The following is a 21710-nucleotide window of genomic DNA, read 5'->3' as shown; positions in this document are numbered from 1 at the left end:
AGGAAAGTATCCGAGTTGTGTTGTCGCGTATCCATATCGCAACAACCGGCCGAGACCCGTATCCGGAGAACGGGTCCCGGCTCGGCCGTCCGCGTATGGCTGCTCAGCAATTGCTCGGCGCGGGCTCCCCCCGGAAGCGGGCGTCCAGCCAGTTCAGTGCCGCGGGAATGCCGAGTACCGCCGCGGTCAGATGGTCCGGAACCGGGATCTCCTCGGACTGCACCTTGGCGCCCGCCGCACACCACCGCTTGTCGGTGTTGACCACCGCGTCGATCGGAATGAGCCCGTCGATCGGCGAATGCCATTCGAACACCGGCGTCTTCGGCACGCCGTCGTAGAGTTCGAGGCTGTTCTCCTCGACCACGGCGCGTGCGGTGTCGTCGTTGATCATCGAGGTCGTCTTGGCGAAGTCCAGTGCGCCGCGACCCGCTCCGGTCGAGAGGATGTCGTTGGTGCAACTGTTGGCGATCTGCGCGCGGGCGGCCAGGCCCCTCTCGTTCAACTGTTCGCTGAGCGGGAATCGCGTCGGATATTCGCGCTCGAGCCCGAATCCGGCGGCGAACGCGAGCCCGAAGACCGGGTGCGGGTTCAATCCCAGACCCTCGAGCATCTTCACGAGATTCATCGGCACGCCACCCATGGCCGCGCCGGCGATGTCGAGCTCCGGCGCGTACTTCGGCTGCAATGCCGCCGCCCACGCGGTGGCCATCCCACCGCCGGAGTATCCGACCATCGCCACCGGGCTGCGCTGCACCCCGAGTTCGGCGATCTGCTTCACGGCGCGTACTCCGTCGAGCGTGATCTGCCCGCCGAGCTTCGCGGCGCCGTAGGCGAAATTCGGCCCGAGGTGGTCGGGCAGCGCGACGCTCCAGCCGCGCGCGAGCAAGACGTTCCAGCCCGGCGCCTCCCGCACGATCAGGTTCGGGTCGCCGGTGTAGAGCACCCGGGAGACCGAGCACTCCGCGCCGAGCCCGTTGATGATGTGCTGGAACGACAGCAGCGGCCCGTCTGGGCGATGCGACTTGGGCGTCAGCACCGTGGTGGTCGCGGCGATCGGCTTGCCCTCCGAGCTCGTCGACCGGAATCGGACCACGGTCACCGTGGTCTCCGGGAAGATCGCCAGCGCGGGCATCACTCGGGTGGCGATCACGTCGCCGGGCTTGCGATCGGCGATGTCCGCCGGTGTCGCGTAGAAGGGATCCGGATCGGGCTCGGGGTACAACGGTGCGCTGGTGGCCGCACCGGCCATGCTCGCGACCAGCGCCAGGCCGGCGGCCATCGCTCCGATCGCACGTGCGAGACGTCGTCGCCCCACTCCCCTACCCAGCGAACGTGGGCCCTGACTCATCGACGTGTGCCTCCTGCATCGTCCAACGCTCTAGATCATCCTCGGCAACATCACCCGAGCGGTGCATCGCCCGACGCGATCATGTTGCTAAATCACAAGTTTGGGGAGCCCGGCTTGTGATCGCGGCGCGCCCCGGGTGGTGACTGTACCCGACCGGCCCGGGTCCGTTCTGTGACATTTCCAGCCGATAACCTGGAACATGTTCTCAGCAGTGGCGGCCCTCTACCGTCAGTCCTACCGGCGCGGCTGCCGCGCCGGCCGGAAGGAGGCGGTGGCATGGACGGCACTGCTCGCAGACTCGCTGACCGCGACGACACCCAGGACCCGCCCACCCAGCGGATCACCGTCTACTTCGACGGCCCGACTCCCGGCGACGCGCTCGTGCTGGAGTACGCGGCGACCCGGACCGAGGCGTGGGAGTTCACCTCGGCGGCCGCTCATGCCGGGCTCACCGTCACCGTCGACGGCCAGATTCGTCCTGGCCTGCGCAGGCTACCGTGCCGATCGCTCTGGCGCTGAGTACGCGGGGTCAGGGCCGATCGAGAGCATCGCGCAGGAACGCGAGCGCGTCGGGGAACGCTTCCCGCGCCGCGCCCAGATGATCGCCGGGATAGAAGCCCACCCGCAGATCGGTCCCGGAGGACCGCAGCTCCGCGATCAGCTCGAGCGTCAGCGGCGCGGGCACCTCGAGATCGGTCAGCCCCTGACCGAGGTACAGCGGCACGGCGTAGTCGCTCGTCGGCACCCGCAGCATCGCGCGCACGGCCGCCAGCAGCGCGGGATCGTCCAGGGGCCGCGACAGCATGGCGCCGATGCCGATGCCGGACACCTGCGCGTCCGCCTCGATGACGCAGTCGCCTTCCACGATGCGCAGCACGTCCCGGCCCACCGGGGTCAGGTATCCGTCGATATCCAGCTCCGGTGCGCTGGCCCGCAATCCGGCCAGCAGCATGCCGAAGTAGGTCGTCGTCTTCTGCAGCGGCAGCCGGGGCAACCACGGTCCGGCCAGCGGGAACACCTGATCGAGATTCGACGGCGTGCCGGTCGCGGCCGCGCCGCGCAGATCCAGTTCCGGAGCGTCGGCGGGTGCGAGGTGGGCGGTGAACAGCGCCGCGTGCCCGCCCTGCGACTGACCGAACACCGCCCAGCGGGTGCCGAGCGAGGGGGCGACCGCGCGTGCCGCGCGGACGCCGTCGATGATGCTGCGGGCCTGCGCGGGACCGTCCAGATAGGGATGCACGCCTGGGGTGCCGAGTCCGACGTAGTCGGAGATCACGACCGCGTATCCCGCGCGCAGCAGTTCCGGGTACACCGACGTCAGGTAGTAGTCGCGGGGTTGCAGGGTGAAGGCGCACTCGTCGGCGATCCCGGAGGTGCCGTGCGCGTAGGCGACTATGGGCCAGCCGTCCTGCGGCGGATCGCCTTCGGGGAGGTAGAGCACTCCGGTGCTCAGCATCGGGCCGCGCGGGCCGCGCGACCAATACGTCAGCCGCTCGGCCCTCGTCGCGCCCTGCACGTGCAGCCGCCCGGCCAGCTCCACCAGATCGGTCACCGTGCCGGGCGCCTCCGCCCGCGCGCCCGCCGGCCCGGCCAAGGCGACCGTCACCGAGACCACGACGCCCGCCGCCCCCACCATGATCCGTCCACACCGCACCGACCGACTATCCCCAGCCGGAGGCTCGGCGGCAAGCCACCACAATCGGTGGCCCGCCCGACGCATCTCGCCGGAGCCGCGCACGCTCGCTAGGCTCGGATGAACACGCCGGAAAGCGGTGCCGAGGAGAACGCAGGAGGTTCGACCGTGGCGCAGCGGTACGCGCATCGCCTCGTCACCGGCCACCGCGCCGCAGTGCTGCTCTCGGCGGGCCTGCTACCACTGGCGGTGGCGTGCGGCGCCGAGGAATCCGCGCCCGCGGCGAGCACGGCCACCCGCACGACGCCCACCTCGAGCGCACCGGCCCAGTCATCGCCGGCCGCCGCACCGTCGGTCGACCCCTATGCGGGCCGGCCGCTGGTCGATCACGTCACCTGGACCGAGACCGTCGATGGACCGCGGCTGCTGGTCTTCCCCACGCAGGCCGGACGGCAGACCACTTTCCCAGGCTCCGAGGAACGGGCGTGGCAGGAGGTCGTGGCCCGGTCGATGGACGCCGACGCGCCCGGCATGCGTGACCAGTTCATCTGCCACTGGGCGTGGGCGCGGCTGGTCCAGCCGGACAAACCGAGTTGGAACTTGGAACCGTGGCGCCCTGCGGTCGGCTACCCGGCCACCGTCGAAGCGCGCTGTAATCCCGGCGGCCCCGAGCGCTGAGCGCGGGCGCCGCCCAGACCGGAAGGAGCGATTCATGCGCGTCGTCATCGCAGGCGGACATGGGAAGATCGCATTGCTGCTGGCCCCCTTGCTCACCGCGAACGGCCACCAGGTCGCCGCCCTGATCCGCAATCCCGAACACGCGGACGACGTGCGCGGCGCCGGCGCCGAACCGGTCGTCTGCGACTTGGAGCAGGTCGGCACGGACGAGTTGGTCTCGGTCGTGAAGGGCTGCGACGCGGCGATTTTCGCCGCGGGCGCCGGACAAGGCAGCGGCGTCGAGCGCAAGTACACCGTCGATCTGGGCGGCTCGGTCCGGCTGGCCGAGACGGCCGAGCGCACGGGGGCGCGCCGGTTCCTGCAGATCTCCACGATGGGCGCGGGCCGCCCACCCGCGCCCGGCTCCGACGAGGTGTGGGCGGCGTACGTCGAGGCCAAGACCGAGGCCGAGAACGATCTGCGCGGCAGAGATCTCGACTGGACCATCCTGCGACCCGGCCGCCTGACCGACTCCCCCGGCACCGGGCTGGTGACGCTCGCCCGGCCTCCGCTCGAGCGCGGCGAGATTTCCCGCGCCGACGTGGCGGCCGTTTTGTCCGGACTGCTGCCCGCCGCGCCCACCGCGGGAACGACGCTCGACCTGGTGTCGGGCGGAACTCCGATTAGCCAGGCAATAGCGCGATTGGCCGACTGAGCCGTCGTGAGCCTCGCTGCCGCCCTTGCCGATTGACGCCAACGGTCACGATGGGAGAACAACCGTGTTCAGTCGTATCGTCTCGATGAAGATCCGCCCCGGCTCCCGAGCGGAGTTCCTCGCGGCCATATCCCGCAGCGCCGACGCGTCGGTACGGACCGAGCCCGGCTGTCTGCGCTTCGACATCTGCGCAGATCGGGTGGACCCGCACCGATTCTTTCTCTACCAGCTCTACACCGACGACGAGGCGGCCGAGGCGCATCGTTTCACCGAACATTTCCTCGCCTGGCGGGCCGCGGCGGACCAATTCGTCGAGCCGGGTACACAGATCGACTACTGCACGGACGTCCTCTTCGGTCGTGACTGAATTCCGCTCGTCGGGCACCGGGTCCGCAAACTTCCGGACCCGAATTGCCTGCACGCACGTGCAATCGATCGTGCAGATGTGCTTGCATCTGAAAGGTACGGCGGCATAAACTCGGTGCCGCAACGCTTTACAGGGGACCACCAGGGGAGGCCGAGTGGGCGAGCCGAAGGCCGAAGCCGCCGCGGGTTTGCCGCCGCCAGTCGAAACAGGGGCGTTCGAATGGAACAACCACTTACCGGCGGTCGGTTCGGATCAACCGACACCGCACTGGCCGACCAGCCAGCGAACGGTAGACATATGAGCACATCGACGGCCCGCAGCGGCCACAGCAATACCGCGTTCTCCCGAGAAACCGCCATGGCATACGTTATCGATGCCGTCGAATCCACCGGGGCGGCAACTCGGCACGATTTCGATATCGAGCGAATCGTCACCACCGCGCACGCGATGGCCGACGATTGGGATCTTCAGGCTTTGCAGCCCGCGACATTCTGGCGAATCGCCTCCAGCTTTATCAAGCAGTAGCGAGACCAGACCCCCGCCGTCCGAGCCCGGCGTGGATCAAATTTTCGGTGCCACAAGCATTTCAGCTGCGTCGTGACTCGAGGCCGGCGCGTATCCACCACACTGCGCCGACGTCGAGCGCTGATCCAGAAGCACAATTCCGCCGACGGCCAGCGTCGGCAATTAGTACAAAGCAAACGAGCGGCCACCCCCGATTCCGGAGGTGGCCGCTCGGCTTACCGGGTCTTACGGGTGCGCGCAGCCGCCGCGCGATCTCAGCGCCCGTCGGCGTACTTCTCCATGATCTCGATCGACTTCTCCGGACGCTCGGCCTGAACGCTGAGCCGGTCCATCACCGACAGATACAGCGCCAGGTCCTGCCGCCGCTCGAGATACAACGCGCTGGTCAACTGTTCGAGATACACGATGTCCGGCAATTCCGACTCGGCGAAACGCAGGATGCTGAAGGAGCTACCGGCCGCGGCGTGCTCGCCCGCGGTGAACGGCAGCACCTGGATCGTCACGTTCGGCAGCTTCGCCAGCCGGATCAGGTGCAGCATCTGTTCCCGATGCACCTGCGTGCCGCCGACCGGCCGCACCAACGCGGCTTCGTCGAGCACCGCCCAGACCACCGGCGGGTCCGAGCGGAAGAGGATTTCCTGCCTGCGCTGACGTACCGCGACCCGCCGATCCGTGTCGGCGTCCTCGTACCCTTGCGCCACCACCGCCCTGGCGTATTCGGGGGTTTGCAACAGGCCGGGAACAAGATGCGACTCATAGGTACGGATCTTGCTCGCGGCCTGCTCGAGACCGAGATAGGTGCCGAACCACTGCGGCAGCAAATCGCTGTAGCGATGCCACCAGCCGGGCTCGTTGGCCTGCCTGGCCAGTTCGAGGAACGACTCGCGCTCCTCGGGATCGTGGACGCCGTACAGGGTCAGCAGGTCGCGGATGTCACGTTCTTTGAAGCCGGTGCGCCCCAACTCGAGACGACTGATCTTGGCGTGCGATCCGCGGATCGCATCGCCCGCTGCCTCGCGGGTGATGTTCTTCTTCTCCCGGAGCTTGCGCAGCTGGCCGCCCAATGCGATGCGTAGCACGGTCGGACCACGCTCCGCGACAACGGATTGCACATGACCATCGTCATCGGGTTCAGCGATCATCGAGTTCGTCTCCGATACTCCGGGGGTTGCCCACAGTGTGTCACATCCATATGTCGCAAGACACACCGCACCGACCGCTTATGTTACCGCTCAGCTAGTCAAATAGTCGAACTCTCCGGCTTTCGCGCCGCGGACGAACGCGTCGATCTCCGGACGGGTGTAGAAGATCACACCACCCTCCGGATCCCGCGAGTTACGCACCGCCACCTGGCCGTTGGCCGTTTCGGCCACCTCGACGCAGTTGCCGCTCGGATTGCTGAAGGAACTCTTGCGCCAAGTTCCGACGATCTCGTTGGTGGACGTATCCGACATCTTCCCCACTCCTCGGTTACCGCAGTTAGGCGATTCGGGTTCGTGCAAATGCACGTTCAAACGTTCTTGCATTTGCACCAACACCGGACGATAGCACGAAGTTCGCCCCTGCGCGCCCGCAGATTCGGACCATTCGGTCGGGATTGTGAAATGCCTCCGCGTCGACCCCGAAACGCCGAGATCAGGTCACCGATCCGGCCCGCTGGGCGAGTACGAATCTTGTACTGTCACAGTGCACATCGGATGTACCAGTCATTCGCGACACCCCCACGCGCCCACCCGCCCGGACGTGCCGCGGACACGTTTTTGCGAGGAGTCCAACCCCATGCCCGAAGACCACAGCCCCCTCATCCGGACCGACATCCCCCACTCCGCGCGGATCTGGAACTACTGGATGGGCGGTAAGGACTACTACGAGATCGACCGCATCGCAGGCGATGCCGGGATCGAAGTCGATCCGGACATCACCACCATGGCGGTGCAGTCGCGCCAGTTCCTCATCCGCGCCGTGCGCTACCTCGCGGGCGAGGTGGGCATCCGCCAGTTCCTCGATATCGGCACCGGCCTGCCCACCATGCAGAACACCCACGAGGTCGCCCAGAGCGTGGCGCCCGAATGCCGGATCGTCTACGTGGACAACGACCCGCTGGTGCTCACGCACGCGCGGGCGCTGCTCACCAGCACCACACCCGAAGGCGTGACCACCTACATCGACGCCGACTACCACGATCCCGAGCGGATCATCAACGACGCCAAGCACGTGCTGAACTTCAACGAGCCCATCGCCGTGATGTTCATGGGGGTGCTCGGCCACGCGAAGACCTACGAGGATCTGCTGCGCATCGTGCACACCGTCCTGGACTCCGTGCCGTCGGGCAGCCACCTGGTGATGTGGGACGGCACCGACGACAGCAAGGCCTACGTCACCCTGTGCGAGAACTACACCGGCACCGGCGGCACTCCCTATGTCCCGCGGCCACAGGCTCAGATCAAAGCCGTCTTCGACGGTTTGGAGCTGGTGGAGCCGGGCTTCGTGTCCATCACGCAGTGGCGCGCGGGTGAGACCGAGGTCGGCGAGACCCGGCCGATTTCCGCCTACGGCGCGGTCGCTCGCAAGCCGTAAGCCCCCTGGACGTCAAACCGCAAGCGGCACAGTGGCGGTCGCCGGTTCCCATACCGGCGACCGCCACTGCTTTTTCTTCCACCGATCGTGCAGATGTACTTGCATCTGTAAGCGACGCAGGCATAAACTCGAACTCGAAATCGGGGAGGTACGCAGGGAGTTCGAGCTCCGCGCACCAGCACCGCCCGGCCTCCCCGCCACACGTTCGGACGCGAGGGGTAGTCGAATGATCGAGCCATTTCGAACTCCCCGCCGGGTCGCCGTGATCGATGGCGCCGGCGTCGAACCCCTACGCCAGCGCCCGGCGCCGGAGTTCTCCATGTCCGACTGCGCGGTGGAGCCCCGCGGCCTCACCTACCGGCAGGCACGCGACATTCTCTACGCACACGAGGTGCACGGCCCGCAGTGCAGGCAGTGGCTGGCCGCCGCCGCCTACCTGTCGGCCGGACTGGACGACGAGTAACCCTCCATCATCATTTGACACACAGCGGATTTCGCCGCAGCGCTGCCCACGCTCCAGCGGCGCGCCCGACCCTCGCCACCGCCCGCCGGGCGTCACGTCGCGGTCGTCCGGCATGCGCTGTGGCGAGCTCCTGATCGATCTCACAGATCCCTCCCGGTACGCACGCCCCTTTCGTATAGTGATCGATCGACTCGGGCGCGATTTCTCGCACGCCTGGCGTGGCACTTGGAGCGAACTCGCAATGACCTACTCCGCGTTGGATCTGTCCGCCGACTCGTCCGACTCGGTGCTGGAAATCGGCGGACAGCCGGCGTCGGTGTCCTTGCAGAACACCGACAGCGTGGCCTCGCGCATGGTCGGGTACTTCGAGAACTTCATGGCTCCCTGCCGTACGCTGCCCGGCGAGCAATTGCGCGGGGATGTCACGAGACTCACCCGCAGCTGCCTGAACCTCGCCGCCGAGATGTTCGACCGGCGGACCGTGCCCGACGAGCGACAGCTCGGTCCGGTGCGCGCGGCGGCCGCCCGCTGGGCCCGCGAGGGCGTGCCGCTGAGCACCATCCTGCGCGCCTACCACGAAGGACTGCGCATCGCCTTCGGTCTGGTCACCGCACGTGCCGAGGCCGACGACGTCGACGAGGTGCTGGTCGCCGCCGATCTGCTGCTCGAGTTGCTCGAGGCGATCACCGCGGCGGTGTCCGACGCCTACGTCGACGAACAGCACCTGGTGGCCAAGGAACATCAGACAGCCACGCAGACGCTCGCCTCGGCCCTGCTCAGCGGTCGCGGCAGCTCGGCTCTGGCGCGGCAGACGGGCATTCCGATCGCGCAGTCCTATCAGGTTGTCGCCCTGTCGGTTCCGGAACATCCCGACGAGCGCGACGCACGCGTGGACGGAAACGTCGCCGCGCGCCGCAAGCTGCGGCGGCTGCAGTCCGAGCTGGCCACCGTCTTCGCCTCCCGCGCGCTGGCCCTGCTCAGCGCCAAAGGCGGCACGCTGCTCATCCCCTTGGGCGAGGAGGGCGGCACCGTCCTCACCGATACGACGCTCGGTCTGCTGGCCGAGGCCGCCGAGGTCCCGCTCACCGCGACCGTCGTGCCGACCGACACCGAGCAGATCCCGGAATCGGCCGATCAGGCACACGAGCTGCTCAATCTCGTGCGGGTGGGCGCCAGACCGCCCGGTCTCTACCAGATGTCCGATCTCGCGGTGGAATACCAGCTCACCCGCAGCGGACCGGCCACGCGGCGGATCGCGACCATCCTCGACCCGCTCGACGACCATCCCGAACTGTTCGACACCATGCGCGCCTACCTCGGCAACGACATGAACCGGCAGCTCACCGCGCGCCAGCTCTACGTGCACCCGAACACGGTCGACTACCGCCTGCGCCGCATCGCCCAGCTGACCTCGATCGACCTGGCGACCTCGGCGGGCATCTCGCAGGCGGCGATCGCCCTGCTGGCCCGGGACCTCGACCACAGCGTCGCACGGCGCCTGTGACGCCCGCGCCGTGACCGGATCGTGGCCTGTAACGGATTCGTGCTGGTCACCGCGGCGCGAACTTGCGATCCTGGTAGTGCCGCGACGTCTGGATGGTGAAATATGCGAATTTCGGAGATCCTGCGCAGGAAGGGCAGCGACGTGGCCACCGTCGCACCCGACACGACCGTGCGCACACTGCTCGCCACCCTGGCCGAGCGGAACATCGGCGCGGTCGTCGTCTCACCCGACGGGGACACGATCGCAGGCATCGTCTCCGAGCGCGACGTGGTCCGCAGTCTGCACGCCCGCGGTGCGGACCTGCTGGACACGCCGGTCTCGGCGATCATGACCTCCGAGGTGCGCACCTGCGCACTCGACGACCGGGTGGACGGCCTGCGCCGCACCATGACCGACCACCGCATCCGGCACCTGCCGGTGGTGCACGAGGGCAGGCTGGTCGGCATCGTCAGCATCGGCGACGTGGTGAAGAGCGCGATCTCCGAACTGGCGACCGAGCGCGAACACCTGGTCGAGTACCTGCAGGGCAGATACTAGAGCGTGCTCGGATCGCCCAGATCGGCCGAGAGCCAGCGCTCCGGCCGCAGGAAGACCGCGACCTGCTCACCGTATGCCTCGGCCACCTTCAGATAGGCATCCACCGATTCGGCGGGCAGATAACGCGCGGCCATCTCACGGTGCATCTCGTCGGTCATCGGGACGGTCCGGGTGACCGGGCCCTCCACGCTCACGTACCGGACCGTGGGCTCCACCTGCTGCACCATCAGCCCGAAACGGCCGGTCTCCCGGAGGTAGCGCATCTTCCGCGACTCGGGGCCGGTCAGGATCCATGCCTCACCGCCGGGGCTGTACTGGTACCAGATCGGGACGGTGAGCGGCGCACGACCGGCACCCGCGGCCACCGAGAACGCCGCGACATGCGGTTGCGCGAGAAACTCTTGACGCTGTTCGGGTGTCAGAGGCATGCCGCCCAGGTTAGTCGCGAAAGCCGTTGCGCACCAGAAACTTAGACGTCCGCACCGAAAATGCGTATCGTGGGTCACGTCCTGGTTACCGGTGAAGGGAGCGTCACGTTGCGGTCCCCCGCCCCGAGATCGCCGCTGACGCGAACCGAGACGACCCCCCGGTTACCCGAGACTCCGTTCGCGCCTGCCTCGGTGCGGTCGCTGTTCCCGGCGCTGTCCGGCGCCGCCGAGGTCTACCTGGACAGCGCCGCCACCACGCAGAAGCCGCTGCCGGTGATCGAGACCATCCAGCGCTACCACAGCTACGGTACAGCCAACGTGGGTCGCGGCACCTATCCCTGGGCCACCGGGCTCACCGCCAGGATCGGCGGGATCCGGGAACGGACCGCCGCGTTCATCGGCGCCGAGCACCCGGACGAGGTCGTCTTCACCGGCGGCGCCACGGCCGCGCTCAACGCCGTCGCGCTGTCCTGGGGCCTGACCGCGCTCGCCGACGGCGACCAAATCCTCTACAACGCGACCGATCACGCGTCGAACGTGTACCCGTGGCAGCACCTGCGCGGGCTGCTCGCCCGGTTCGGCCGCCGGATCGAGCTGATCCCCTACCGGGTGACCGGCGCAGGCGAGGCGGACACCGACGACATCCTGGCCAAGGTCACCGACCGCACCCGGCTGATCACCACCGGGCATCTGCACCACGTCTTCGGCGCGGTCACCACCCTGGAGGAGTTGCGCGGCCGGATCGACCCGGCCGTCCTGCTGTGCTTCGACTGCTCGCAGAGCGGCGGGCACCTCCCGGTCGACGTGACCGCGCTCGGCGCGGACTTCGCGATCTTCGCCGCGCACAAGATGTTCGGCGCGCCGGGCACGGGAATCCTGTACTGCCACCGGCGCGTGCACGATCGCTTGTCGCCGTTCCTGCCCGGCGGCAATTCCGCGATCAGCCCGGACCCCGAGGGGCTGCGGCCGGGTCCGATGCCCGCGCTGCTGGAAGGCGGTACGCCGAACATTCCCGGCATTCTCGCCCTCGGCAGTGCGCTGGAGGTGCTGGAATCGTTCGGCCTCGATGCCGTCGCCGCGCACAACCGCGCCCTGACCCTGCGCCTGATCGACGGCCTGCGCTCGGTGCCCCGCCTGGAATTCCTGCCCGGCCCGGCGCACGCCGCCTGCGAGGTGGGCTACGGCATCGTCTCCTTCACCCTGGACGGGATCTCGGCCGCCGACGCGGGTTTCGTGTTGAGCGAGCTGGGGTTCCTGGTGCGCACCGGCGCGCACTGCGTCCCCGCCGCGACCGGCGGCGCGGGCTCGGTGCGGGTCAGCACGCACATCTACAACACGCCCGGCGAGATCGACCGATTCGTCGCGTGCGTGCGGAGCATTGCCGAGGAGGTCACGTGAGTATCGACATCCCCCGCTACGACCGGCGGGCCGCGTCCAGGGTGCTGGCCGACTTGGCGCAGCCGGGGTTGTTCACCACACCGGCGCGCGTTCCTTCGCAGCGTCGATTCCAATTCATCTGCGCCGCTTTGCGTCCGGAGTCCAGTAGCCATCTCACCTATTCCCAGCGGCTGTACCTGGAGCGGTTCATGCGGCCGTGTCGCGCGGACCAAGTGACCAGCGCGACGCACCGGATCGCATGGACCGACAGCGCGGGCATCCCGAACACCGGCCACTTCCGCGCCGACGGCCTCGGCCCCTCGGTGCCGATCGCCGCGCGCGAGACGGTGCTGGCACTGTGGCGCCGCCTGGACGAAGATTCCGCTTTCGCCGAGCGGATCGCGGCGCTCGGGCCGAGCGACCACGCGGTGCTGACCGGAACGACCACCGATCACGACCCGCGCGACATCTTCCGGGTCGGGATCGAGGCGGCGGGGCGCGTGCTGGCCCAGCACGCCCTGCTGGCCGCGCAGACTCCGTATCGCGATGCCGTCGAATTCGCCAGAGGCATAAGTGCTTCCGGGATTTTTGCCGCCGTCGCCACGCGATGGTTCTGGGAGTTGCAGGCCTCCACCTATCGGCGCGGCATGATTCCGGCGACTCTCGTCCCGCAATCCGACGGCACCGTGCGCTACTCGGCGGAGACGGTGGCGACCCTGCGCGCGATGAAGGACGCCACCATCGCCGACGCGCACGCCGTGATGGAGCGCGCCACCACCGGCGAGGGTCTCACGGTCGCGGAGGCCATCGCCAAGTACCACGACGACCTGGACCTGATCTCACGGCAGTACGCGCTGCTGCCCGCCGGGGTTCACCCCGCTTGCCTGGCAGCCACACCGCATCAGTTCGACGGCGGGCACTACAGCATCCTGCCGCCGCTTGTCGACCGGTTCGTCGAGACGTTCGCCGAGATCGCCGGTCACTGCGAGGTGGCCGAGGTGAGCGCCGACCTCGACGAGGCCGTCGCCGACCGCGCCGCCACCGCCGAGGACCAGGTGTTCTACGTGCCGGATATGACGTGCAAGCACTGCGTGCGCACGATCGGCGGGGTGCTGGAATCGATGGACATCCGCGTGGTCGAGATCGACCTGGACAGCAAGCGGGTGGTGGCGGAGTTCCGCAGCCCGCGCAATCGGGCACGGGCGTTCGAGGCGATCCGCGACGGCGGCTACAACCCGGTCGCGCAGCGCCCCGACAGGCCCGGGCGGACATCGGCCACCGAGCCGTCGGAAGCCGCCGTATGACGCCGTGGCCGCCGGTATTGCCTGCGAAGCTGCATCCGATCGTCCGCGCCTTTCTCGACACCCCGGGCGCAGTGGCCGAGACGCTGGCGACCTTCGGTTCCCCGGTGCACCTGGTGTTCCCGCAGGTCTACGCCGAGAATCTGGCGCGCCTGCGCTCGCCGCTGCGGCGCAGCCTGCCCGGGCACCGGATCTGCTACGCGCACAAGGTGAATCAGTCGCGCGCGTTCGTTCGCACCGCCGAACGCGCGGGCGTCGCCATCGATGTCGCCTCACCGCACGAGCTGTCCAGTGCCTCGAGCGCCGGATTCGATCGAGCGCGCATCGAGGTCACCGGCCCGAAGGGCGAGGCTTTCCTCCGCGACCTGGTCGCGCGCCGGGTGACGATCAACGTGGACAACCTGTGGGAATTGGGCCGCATCGCGGAACTCGCCGACGAGCACGCGGAGATTCCCGTGCTGCTGCGCGTTTCCGGTTTCGATCCGGGACAGGTCAGCCGGTTCGGTGTTCCGCTCGCGTACGTCGAGCAGGCCTTCGACCTGTTGTCGGCGCAGCGGGGGCGCATCGACTTTCGCGGCTTCGCTTTCCACCTCGATTCGGGCGATCTCGGCGAGCGCGTCCGGGCGATCGACGCCTGCCTGCGCTTGATCGAACGGGCCTATGATCGTGGGCTCGCCCCGTCGGTCCTCGACATCGGCGGCGGATTCCGGCAGGTGTTCACCGCCGATGCCGAACGGTTCGACGCCTACGTGCTCGCGCTGCGCGAGTCGCTGCTCGGCCGTGGCGAGCCGATGAGCTGGGGCAGCAACACTTTCGGCTATCACGTCGCGGGCGGCGCGGTGCACGGCACACCGGTGTTCCACAAGTACGCCAATACCGTCTCCGCCGATCGCATGCTCACGGATCTGCTGGGCGCGCCGCTGGAACGGCACGGCGGGCGCACGGTGGCGCAGGTGGTGGGCGACAACCTGCTGGAGATGTGGCTGGAGCCGGGCAAGGCGCTGGTCGATCACGCGGGCGTCACGCTGGCCACGGTCGAGTTCGTCAAGGAGATCTCCGACGGCAGCGTGCTGGTGCACGTCGATCTCAGCCGTGATGCGGTGACGCCGGCCGACCAGGAGGTCATGGTCGACCCGATCCTGCCGCCGCGCGCGGGCGCCGGCCCGGTCGGTGTCTATTTCGCCGGACGGCTGTGCTTGGAGCGGGATCTGATCACCAATCACAAGGTCTGGCTGCCCGCTCGGCCCGAACCGGGTGATCCGGTGGTGTTCCCGAATACCGCCGCCTACCACATGGACTTGTCCGCGGCGACGGCCTCGATGCACCCGGTGCTCCCGAAACTCGCTGTCACACAGGCATCCGACGGGTTCCGGGTGGTCCGCGACGCCGACTACGAGCCGGACTTTCCCGGCGAGTCGTCATGGCCGCGCGACCGCGCGCCGAGCCCGGTCCGATCCATCGAAGGCTTCTGATGCGATACGACCACATCACCGAACTCATCGGCAATACACCCCTGCTCCGGCTCGATCCCGCGGTGCACGGGCTGGCGCACGTCGAGCTCTACGCGAAGCTGGAGTCGCACAACCCGTTCGGCTCGGTCAAGGACCGGGTGGCGTGGGGGATGCTCCGCGACGACTTGGATCAGATCCGCGCGAGCGGTCAGACGCTCATCGAGGCCTCCAGCGGCAACACGGCAAAAGCGCTGCGCGTCCTGGGCGCTGTGTACGGCATCGATCTGCGCGCGGTGACCAACCGGATCAAAGTGGCCGAGGTCCGTGATCTGCTGCGACTGTTCGGTACCGAGATCGTGGAACTGCCCGGCCTGTCCGAATGCCCGGACCCGACCACGCCGAACGACGTCTACTCGGTGATCGAGGCGACCCTGGCGCAGCAGCCGGGCGCGTATCGCCATCTGTCGCAGTACACGAACGAAAAGAACATCGAGGCACACCACGAGGGCACCGGCCGAGAGATCCACGAGGACCTGGCAGCCGACGGCATCGGGCGGGTGGACTATCTGATCGGCGGGCTCGGTACCACCGGTTCCACCCGCGGCACCGCCACCTACTTGCGCAAGCACAATCCCGAATTGCGTACGGTCGCAGTGGTTTCCGAGCGGTCGGACTTCGTTCCCGGCATCCGGTCGGAGAGCGAGATGTGGGATGTGGGGCTGTTCCAGCCCGAATTCTACGACCGGATCGTCACCGTGTCGGCGCGCGACGCCGTGGACGCGACGCTGCGCCTGGCGACCGGATACGGCATCCTGGCCGGCCCGACCAGCGGCGCGGGTTACGCGGCCGCACTGGACACGCTCGGCGCGCTCGACCTCTCGGGCACCGATCCGGACGACCCGGTCGTCGCGGTGTTCATCGTCTGCGATCGGCTCGAGCCGTATCTGTCCTACATCAAGAAGCGCAGGCCGGAGCTGTTCGGCGGCGCCGATCCCGAGCCCGCGCCGACCGCCGCCGAGCTGGCCGAGGTACCGCGTCTGTCACCCGCGCAGCTCGCCGAGCTGGACCGGACCGGACGGCCGACCATCGTGGACAGCCGCGGGGCCATGGCCTACCGGATCGGGCACGTGCCCGGTGCGTTGAACATCCGCGACGACCAGCTCGACGACATGTTCGCCCACGGCATTCCGTTTCCGCGGTCACGCCCCGTCGTGTTCGTCTGCCCCGTCGGGGAACTGTCGCTGCGGTTCGCCGCTCGCGCCCGCCGGGCCGGATACGAGGCCGCGAGCCTGGCTGGAGGTATCGTCGCCTGGCGTGACGCCGGACTGCCGTTGGAGCGTGGCTGACCGCCCGCTCGCGGCGCTGATCACCGGGGCGCGGCGGAAAAGCCGCTCAGCAGCGGGACGACCGGGCCGCGGTACCCGGTGGCGAGCAATTCGACTGTAGCGGTGAACAATTCGACGAAGGCCGTCGCCGTGCCGTGATCGAACAGCGCGGTCGGATAGATGAACACGCCGTCGACGCCCGCGGGCGCGCCCAGCCGGTCGTACCGATCCACCAAGCCGAATTCGAGGTCGTGTTTGGCGCGGACGACGCCGGTGTCGAGCTCGGTGAGGGTCAGCCCGCCGTCGCCGCCCGTGGCGGGCGCGGCGGCCGGACCGCGCTGGAGGATGAGCGTCGCCTGGAACAGCGGGCAGGCCGCGTCCTGCAACAGGCAGCGCTTCAACCGCTGGGCGGGGGTATCGGGGTGGGCGAACGCGGCCAGCGCCACCCGGCGCACTTGCTCGAGCAGATCGTCCGCGTCGGCGGCCCGGTCGAGGCGCACCCGCATCAGCACGTCGTCGGCGAAGTTGCCGACCAGGTCGGTCAGCAGCCGGTGGTCGCGGCCCGCCACCGCCGTGGCCACCGTGACGTCGGCGCTGCCGGAGAACGCGCCGACCGCCACCGCGAAGGCGGCTTGCAACACCATGAACAGGCTGGCCCGCGCCGCGCACGCCCGATCGAGCAGCGCACGGTGCCTGTCGGCGTCGAACGCGACCGGCACGACCGCCCCGGCGCCCGGCGCGGCGGCCCGGCGGGCGGGCCGGGGGCGAGTGCAGGAGAATTCGAGCACCGGGGGCCTACCGGCGAGAGTATTCGCCCAGTAGCGCAGCTGCTGCGTGGCGCGGCTCCACTCGTCGGAGTAGTCGCCGAGCTGGGCGTGCTTCCACAGGGTGTAGTCGGCGTAGTCGACCGGCAGCGGTGTCCAGTCCGGCGCGGCCCCGGCTTGCCTGGCGAGGTAAGCCGTGACGAGATCGCGCAGCAGCGGCGCCACCGAGCGCCCGTCGATCGAGATGTGGTGGATCACCAGCACCAGCACCACGTCGCCCGGCCCGAGCACGCACAGCCGCGCACGCAGCGGCAGATCGGTGGCCAGATCGAATTCACCGGCGGCGAATTCCGCGATACGGTGCGGTAATTCGACCTCGGTCACCGCGACGACCTCGGTGCGCACTCCGGCCTCGGGCGCTGGAACGATCACCTGAGCCGGGCCGGAGTCGGTCTTCGGGTAACGGGTGCGCAGCGGTTCGTGCCGGGCGACGACGTCCTCGATCGCGGCGACCAGCGCATCGGTCCGCAGCGCGGGCCCGGTCAGGCGTACCGCGCGAGCCACATTCCAGTCACCTGGGTTTCCGGCTCGTGCGGCATGCCACATGCGTTCCTGCGCCGGGGCGAGCGGGAGGTGCGCCGGGCGCGGACCACGGGCGAGCGGCACCGGGCGCCGCGGCGGAGGGAGATGCCGAACCGCTGGTCGAGTGCCGCGCCCCGGGGTGCGCCCGAGCCCGGCGCCGAACGCTTGGGACCAGATCAGCGCAGCGGAGTTGTTCACGCGCCGTTACCCTCCACTGCCGAACCGCCGAAAGTCCCGAGGAAGGTAACGGGCTGGAGTAAACCGACAGTTACCGCACCGTGACCGCGCGGGATCCGTTTCGGCAAGACCGCGGGGGACGGGGCGGGTGCGCGCGGCGCCGGGGTGCGCCGCCAGGGATTATCGTTGGGCGGTGCAGACAGGTCAGCAATCAGACGACGACGGGGGCCCGCGGATCTGGGGTGGGACGACGCTCACCGAGCGCAGGGAGACGCGGCGGACGGCGTTGCTGGAGGCGGCGCTCGATCTGATCGGCGAGTCGGGCGCGAGCGGGGTCACCATGCGCGCGGTGTGCCGCAGGGCCAATCTCACCGACCGCTATTTCTACGAGAGCTTCGCGGGCCGCGACGAGTTGCTGGACGTGCTCTACCGCCAGGTCGCCGACGAGTTCCTGGAGCCGATGACGGCGTTCGCCGCCACCGACGACCCGTCCCGGGACCGGGCGCTGTCGGAGATCCTCGTGGACAAGGTGCTCGCCGACCCGCGCAAATCGCGGCTGTTCCTGGTGGAGCCGTATTCCAGCACCGGACTCGGGCAGACCACCTTCGCGGTGATGCCGGTCTTCACCCGGATCATGCAGGACCATCTGTTCGGCCATATCGACGACCCGGTCCAGCGCAGGCTGGCGGCGGTGACGATGGCCAGCGGCAACGCGGGCATGTTCTCGGCCTGGCTGAACGGCTCGCTGCGCGCCACCCGCGAGCAGATCGTCGAGCACTGCGTCCAGACGCTCACCGTGTACCGCGCGCTCTACCGCTCCTGAGCCCGCGGCTCGGCCGGCCGTCAGTCGCCGGACTGACCCCGCCAATACGCCAGGGTGTTCTTGGTCCGGATGGTGGCGGCGTGCGCGGGCCCGAGGGCGCGCAATTCCGCCACCAGCAGAACCTCCAGCTCCGCGACGGCGCGGACGAGGTCGCCGTTGCGGGCGCGGCAAGCGGCGAGGTCGTTGCGGGTATCGAGGGTGTCCGGGTGATCCGGGCCGAGCACTCGGAGCCGGTCGGCGAGCAGTTTCTCCAGGTCGGTGATCGCGCCGGGGAGGTCGCCGCTGTCGGCGCGGTAGGTGGCCAGCCGACCGCGGGTGAGCAGCGTGTCGGGGTGGTCGGGACCGAGCACCCGTAGTCGATGGTCGAGCAGGCGGGTGAACTCCGCGCCTGCCCCGGCCAGGTCACCGCTGCGCGCGCGGAACGCCGCGAGGTTGTTGCGCGCGCCGAGCGTGTCGGGGTGGTCGGGGCCGAAGACGCGCAGGCAGTCCGCCACGAGTTGCTCGAACTCGGCGCGAGCCCCGGCGAGATCGCCGCTGTCGGCCCGCCAGTACGCCAGGCTGTTGCGCGTGCGCAGGGTGTCCGGGTGATCCGGTCCCTGCACGCGGGCGCGGTCGGCGACCAGTCGTTCGAATCCGGCGATCGCCCCGGCGAAATCGCCGATATCGCCGCGATTGGACGCCAGATTCCGCCTGGTGCGCAGGGTTTCGGGGTGATCGGGGCCGAACAGGCGCAACTGGTCGGTGAGCAGGTGCTCGAATTCCGTGCCCGCGCCCGAGTAGTCACCGCAGCGGGCGCGGTAGCTGGCCAGGCGGTCCCGGGTGTCCAGGGTGTCCGGGTCGTCGGGGCCGAACACCCGCAGCCGGTCCGCGAGCAGGTGCTCGAAATCGGCGATGGCGCCGACCAGGTCACCGCTCTCGGCGCGATGGTAGGCCCGCCGTTCCCGCGTGGTGAAGGTGTCGAGATGGTCCTGGCCGAGTGTTTCGACGAAGTCCGGCATCCAGGCGGCCCACAGGTCCCGATCGTCGGCCGACCTGCCGGTCTCCAGCTTCATCAGGAAATCGATGGCCAAGGCGGAATCGCCGTAGGCCAAGCAGTGGCGAACGGCCGCGCCCCGCGCGTAGTCGGCGGACCGGTCGGTGTCGTCGGCCTGGATCGCCGCCACGAGGGCCCGGTGGGCGTCGGTGAGCCGCACGCCGAGGCGACGGCATTCCGCGGCCAGCGCGGGCAGGAAGCCGCTGTGGGACACCCCGAGCGACTCGCGGACGCTGCCGGGATGGCTGCGGGTGATCAGCGCGCCGAGATTCACGGCGACGTCGCGGATGCGGGCGGTACTGAGATCGACCCCGAGCGACAGCAGGGCCGCGTCCAGCAACTCCAACGGCAGCACGGGGCCGACTCCGGCCGCTACCAGTACGCCGAGCAATACCGCTGTGGCGCTGGTGGTTTCGGGATCCGCGCCGCGCAGCGCCTTTTCCACTCGCAGGGCGATCACCCGGTCGAGACCGATTCCGGAGGCGACCGCGCCGTCGGTCAACCCCGCGGCGACCTCCAACAGCAGGCCCGCCAGCAGCCAACCGCCGGAGACCACCCGGGAACCGCCCGCGGCGGTCGGTGTCTCGGCCAGCAGCCGCTGGATCCAGCCGATCCAGTCCACCGGGCCGAGCGGCGCCGTGCCGCGCGCCGAGTCCACCACGGCGGCGATGTCGTCGGCCGCCGGTTCGGCGACATCGATCCGGTGCATGTGCGCCAGCTCCGGATCGTCCTCGACGCCGGTCCCTGGCCGGATGCCGATGATCACGCGCACATGCCGGAGATCCGCACGCGTGGTCAGATCGGCGATCGCGGCCACGAGCAGCCGCCTGGTGCCCTCCTGTGGCTGGTTGAGTCCGTCCAGCACCACGGTGACCCGGCGGCCCGCGGTGGCCAGGCGCGCCAACGGGCGGCGGACCAGGATGTCGAAGATGTCGGACTCGTCCCTGGGCCGATGCGCCCGCGCCGCCCGGGCCGCCTCGGCGAAGCCGGGTAGTCGTGCGCCGAGTTGGGCGGCCAGTTCCGCGGCGACCGCTTCCACCGAGCTGTTCACCGTCAGGAACACCGCGGCGGTGATGTAATCCGGGGTGACGGCGAGTCCGTCGACCAGGCTGGGGCGGATCAGCATCGCCAGCAGCGTGGACTTGCCCACGCCCGCCGGTCCCAGCACCGCCCGCAGCCGGTGACTGCCCGCGTCGACTATCGCGTCGAGGCGCTCGCGCACGTCGGGCGTCAGCAGCAGACGCCGGGTCAGCTGGTCGACGAACCCGGCGGCGGAGCGCCCGCTCACCGCGTCCCGGTGGCGCGCGGTGTTCGGCACCAACCACAGCCCCGGGTCGATGCCCTCGGCCGTCGACACCGCGCCGGAACTGAAGGACAGATGCTGCGGCTGCTGGTAGGTGCACTGCGTCGCGATCGGGTCGACCAGATCCGAGGGCAGCAGGTTCTCCCCGCGCAGGGGCAGTCCGGTGTCGAAGGTGGCGAGCATGGTCCGGGTGAAGCATCCGGAGTACGCGGGCCCGTCGCCCGAGGCGACCAGCAGTTCCATCCGGCCGCCGGACTGGGCCAGCAGATCGGTCCACCGGCGCGCCGCGCCCTGCACGCCCTGACCGGCTTCGCAGGCGTCGACGAGCAGCACCAGCCCGTCGATCGCGGCCCGGTCGAGCCGCTCCCTGATCTCCTGGGTGAGGTGGAAGGCGTTGTGCGAGTTGGGGTCGGCGGGCGAATCGTGGCCGAGCAGGTAGAAGTCCTCGGCGGTGGTCGCGACGCCGTGCCCGACGAAGCCCAGCAGTAACGTGGCCTGCCGCTGGGACGCCGCCGCGAAGGCCGTGTCGACGGCGGCGAACAATTGCGCGGCAGTCGGATTGAGCACCGGGCCGTCGAGTTCGGTCGCCGTCCGCCAACCGCCCGACCCGGTCAAGCTCCCGTACAGGCCGGTGGCGAGTTCCGCGGTGAACCCCAACTCTCCCAGCGCCGCGCATTCCGCCCCCACCACCAGCGCCAGCCGTCCTCCCATGCAAGCAACATACCTGCGCCGTCGCGGCCGTCCCGTCCTGCGGTCGGGCCGGACCCATACCGAAAGTCGCTGTGCCGGACGTAGGGTGACGATCCGAGAGCCAGAGAAG

21 protein-coding genes are annotated in these 21710 nt (G+C 69.3%); 14 read left to right on the top strand and 7 right to left on the bottom strand.

Going from position 1 to position 21710, the window contains the following annotated elements; genetic code table 11:
- Nucleotides 1-103: 103 nt before the first annotated feature.
- On the bottom strand, nt 104-1279 hold the full coding sequence (locus ON27_RS12850) for a lipase family protein (protein ID WP_043725079.1): 1176 nt from the start codon (nt 1277-1279) through the stop codon (nt 104-106).
- 345 nt (nt 1280-1624) lie between these two features.
- Here ON27_RS12850 and ON27_RS12845 point away from each other — a divergent pair, with 345 nt between their 5' ends.
- Nucleotides 1625-1867: a hypothetical protein gene (locus ON27_RS12845; RefSeq protein ID WP_043725076.1), complete on the top strand. Its 243-nt coding sequence runs from the start codon at nt 1625-1627 to the stop codon at nt 1865-1867.
- Between the two features lie 10 nt (nt 1868-1877).
- Here the strand turns inward: ON27_RS12845 and ON27_RS12840 are convergent, their stop codons facing one another.
- Entirely contained in the window at nt 1878-2984 is a 1107-nt protein-coding gene (locus tag ON27_RS12840; protein WP_043725073.1) for a lipase family protein, read from the bottom strand.
- A gap of 117 nt (nt 2985-3101) precedes the next feature.
- Here ON27_RS12840 and ON27_RS12835 point away from each other — a divergent pair, with 117 nt between their 5' ends.
- The 4 genes from ON27_RS12835 (at nt 3102) to ON27_RS12820 (ending at nt 5245) form a co-directional block, all read left to right on the top strand.
- On the top strand, nt 3102-3659 hold the full coding sequence (locus tag ON27_RS12835; RefSeq protein ID WP_083887535.1) for a DUF2599 domain-containing protein: 558 nt from the start codon (nt 3102-3104) through the stop codon (nt 3657-3659).
- 34 nt (nt 3660-3693) lie between these two features.
- Nucleotides 3694-4353: an SDR family oxidoreductase gene (locus tag ON27_RS12830; RefSeq protein WP_043725069.1), complete on the top strand. Its 660-nt coding sequence runs from the start codon at nt 3694-3696 to the stop codon at nt 4351-4353.
- Between the two features lie 64 nt (nt 4354-4417).
- The gene (locus ON27_RS12825; protein WP_043725068.1) at nt 4418-4720 is read left to right on the top strand and encodes a putative quinol monooxygenase; all 303 of its coding nucleotides are present in this window, start codon (nt 4418-4420) and stop codon (nt 4718-4720) included.
- A 297-nt stretch (nt 4721-5017) separates the two neighbouring features.
- Nucleotides 5018-5245 (top strand): hypothetical protein, encoded by a 228-nt coding sequence (locus ON27_RS12820; RefSeq protein WP_043725067.1) that lies wholly within the window; start codon nt 5018-5020, stop codon nt 5243-5245.
- A gap of 254 nt (nt 5246-5499) precedes the next feature.
- Here ON27_RS12820 and ON27_RS12815 read toward each other — a convergent pair whose 3' ends face one another.
- Together ON27_RS12815 and ON27_RS12810 are read right to left on the bottom strand one after the other, a co-directional pair.
- Nucleotides 5500-6387: a Sco1979 family transcriptional regulator gene (locus ON27_RS12815; protein WP_051046489.1), complete on the bottom strand. Its 888-nt coding sequence runs from the start codon at nt 6385-6387 to the stop codon at nt 5500-5502.
- A gap of 90 nt (nt 6388-6477) precedes the next feature.
- On the bottom strand, nt 6478-6699 hold the full coding sequence (locus ON27_RS12810) for a DUF397 domain-containing protein (protein ID WP_043725066.1): 222 nt from the start codon (nt 6697-6699) through the stop codon (nt 6478-6480).
- A gap of 325 nt (nt 6700-7024) precedes the next feature.
- Here ON27_RS12810 and ON27_RS12805 point away from each other — a divergent pair, with 325 nt between their 5' ends.
- From ON27_RS12805 to ON27_RS12790, 4 genes are all read left to right on the top strand, one after another.
- A complete protein-coding gene (locus ON27_RS12805) occupies nt 7025-7822 on the top strand; it encodes an SAM-dependent methyltransferase (protein WP_043725065.1) in 798 nt (265 codons plus the stop codon).
- Between the two features lie 226 nt (nt 7823-8048).
- Nucleotides 8049-8285: a hypothetical protein gene (locus ON27_RS12800; protein ID WP_043725064.1), complete on the top strand. Its 237-nt coding sequence runs from the start codon at nt 8049-8051 to the stop codon at nt 8283-8285.
- A gap of 241 nt (nt 8286-8526) precedes the next feature.
- Nucleotides 8527-9789 carry a PucR family transcriptional regulator gene (locus tag ON27_RS12795; protein WP_051046491.1) on the top strand — a complete coding sequence of 421 codons (1263 nt, stop codon included), beginning with the start codon at nt 8527-8529 and terminating at the stop codon, nt 9787-9789.
- Between the two features lie 102 nt (nt 9790-9891).
- On the top strand, nt 9892-10326 hold the full coding sequence (locus ON27_RS12790) for a CBS domain-containing protein (RefSeq protein ID WP_043725059.1): 435 nt from the start codon (nt 9892-9894) through the stop codon (nt 10324-10326).
- Here ON27_RS12790 and ON27_RS12785 read toward each other — a convergent pair.
- The gene (locus ON27_RS12785; protein ID WP_043725055.1) at nt 10323-10754 is read right to left on the bottom strand and encodes a pyridoxamine 5'-phosphate oxidase family protein; all 432 of its coding nucleotides are present in this window, start codon (nt 10752-10754) and stop codon (nt 10323-10325) included. The two genes, ON27_RS12790 and ON27_RS12785, sit on opposite strands and share 4 nt — an antisense overlap.
- Before the next feature lie 69 nt (nt 10755-10823).
- Between ON27_RS12785 and ON27_RS12780 the strand changes: the two genes are divergently transcribed.
- From ON27_RS12780 to ON27_RS12765, 4 genes are read left to right on the top strand one after another with little or no spacing between them, the layout of a single operon-like run.
- On the top strand, nt 10824-12152 hold the full coding sequence (locus tag ON27_RS12780; RefSeq protein WP_245559923.1) for an aminotransferase class V-fold PLP-dependent enzyme: 1329 nt from the start codon (nt 10824-10826) through the stop codon (nt 12150-12152).
- A complete protein-coding gene (locus tag ON27_RS12775) occupies nt 12149-13435 on the top strand; it encodes a heavy-metal-associated domain-containing protein (RefSeq protein WP_043725048.1) in 1287 nt (428 codons plus the stop codon). Before ON27_RS12780 ends, ON27_RS12775 begins: the two co-directional genes overlap by 4 nt.
- A complete protein-coding gene (locus ON27_RS12770; RefSeq protein ID WP_043725047.1) occupies nt 13432-14904 on the top strand; it encodes an alanine racemase in 1473 nt (490 codons plus the stop codon). The genes ON27_RS12775 and ON27_RS12770 overlap by 4 nt, the downstream gene beginning before the upstream one ends.
- Complete coding sequence (locus ON27_RS12765; protein WP_043725046.1) at nt 14904-16229, top strand: pyridoxal-phosphate dependent enzyme; 1326 nt, start codon at nt 14904-14906, stop codon at nt 16227-16229. Before ON27_RS12770 ends, ON27_RS12765 begins: the two co-directional genes overlap by 1 nt.
- 20 nt (nt 16230-16249) lie before the next feature.
- Here the strand turns inward: ON27_RS12765 and ON27_RS12760 are convergent, their stop codons facing one another.
- The gene (locus tag ON27_RS12760) at nt 16250-17752 is read right to left on the bottom strand and encodes a condensation domain-containing protein (protein WP_245559922.1); all 1503 of its coding nucleotides are present in this window, start codon (nt 17750-17752) and stop codon (nt 16250-16252) included.
- Nucleotides 17753-17924: 172 nt separating this feature from the next.
- Between ON27_RS12760 and ON27_RS12755 the strand changes: the two genes are divergently transcribed.
- Nucleotides 17925-18554: a TetR/AcrR family transcriptional regulator gene (locus ON27_RS12755; protein ID WP_051046487.1), complete on the top strand. Its 630-nt coding sequence runs from the start codon at nt 17925-17927 to the stop codon at nt 18552-18554.
- A 20-nt stretch (nt 18555-18574) separates the two neighbouring features.
- Here ON27_RS12755 and ON27_RS39830 read toward each other — a convergent pair whose 3' ends face one another.
- On the bottom strand, nt 18575-21601 hold the full coding sequence (locus tag ON27_RS39830; protein ID WP_051046486.1) for a tetratricopeptide repeat protein: 3027 nt from the start codon (nt 21599-21601) through the stop codon (nt 18575-18577).
- Nucleotides 21602-21710: the final 109 nt, after the last annotated feature.

It is taken from the genome of Nocardia asiatica NBRC 100129 (assembly GCF_000308415.1).
Classification (GTDB): Bacteria; Actinomycetota; Actinomycetes; order Mycobacteriales; family Mycobacteriaceae; genus Nocardia; species Nocardia asiatica.
Note: the sequence above shows the minus strand (reverse complement) of the source record. Positions and strands in the feature narration are given on the sequence as shown.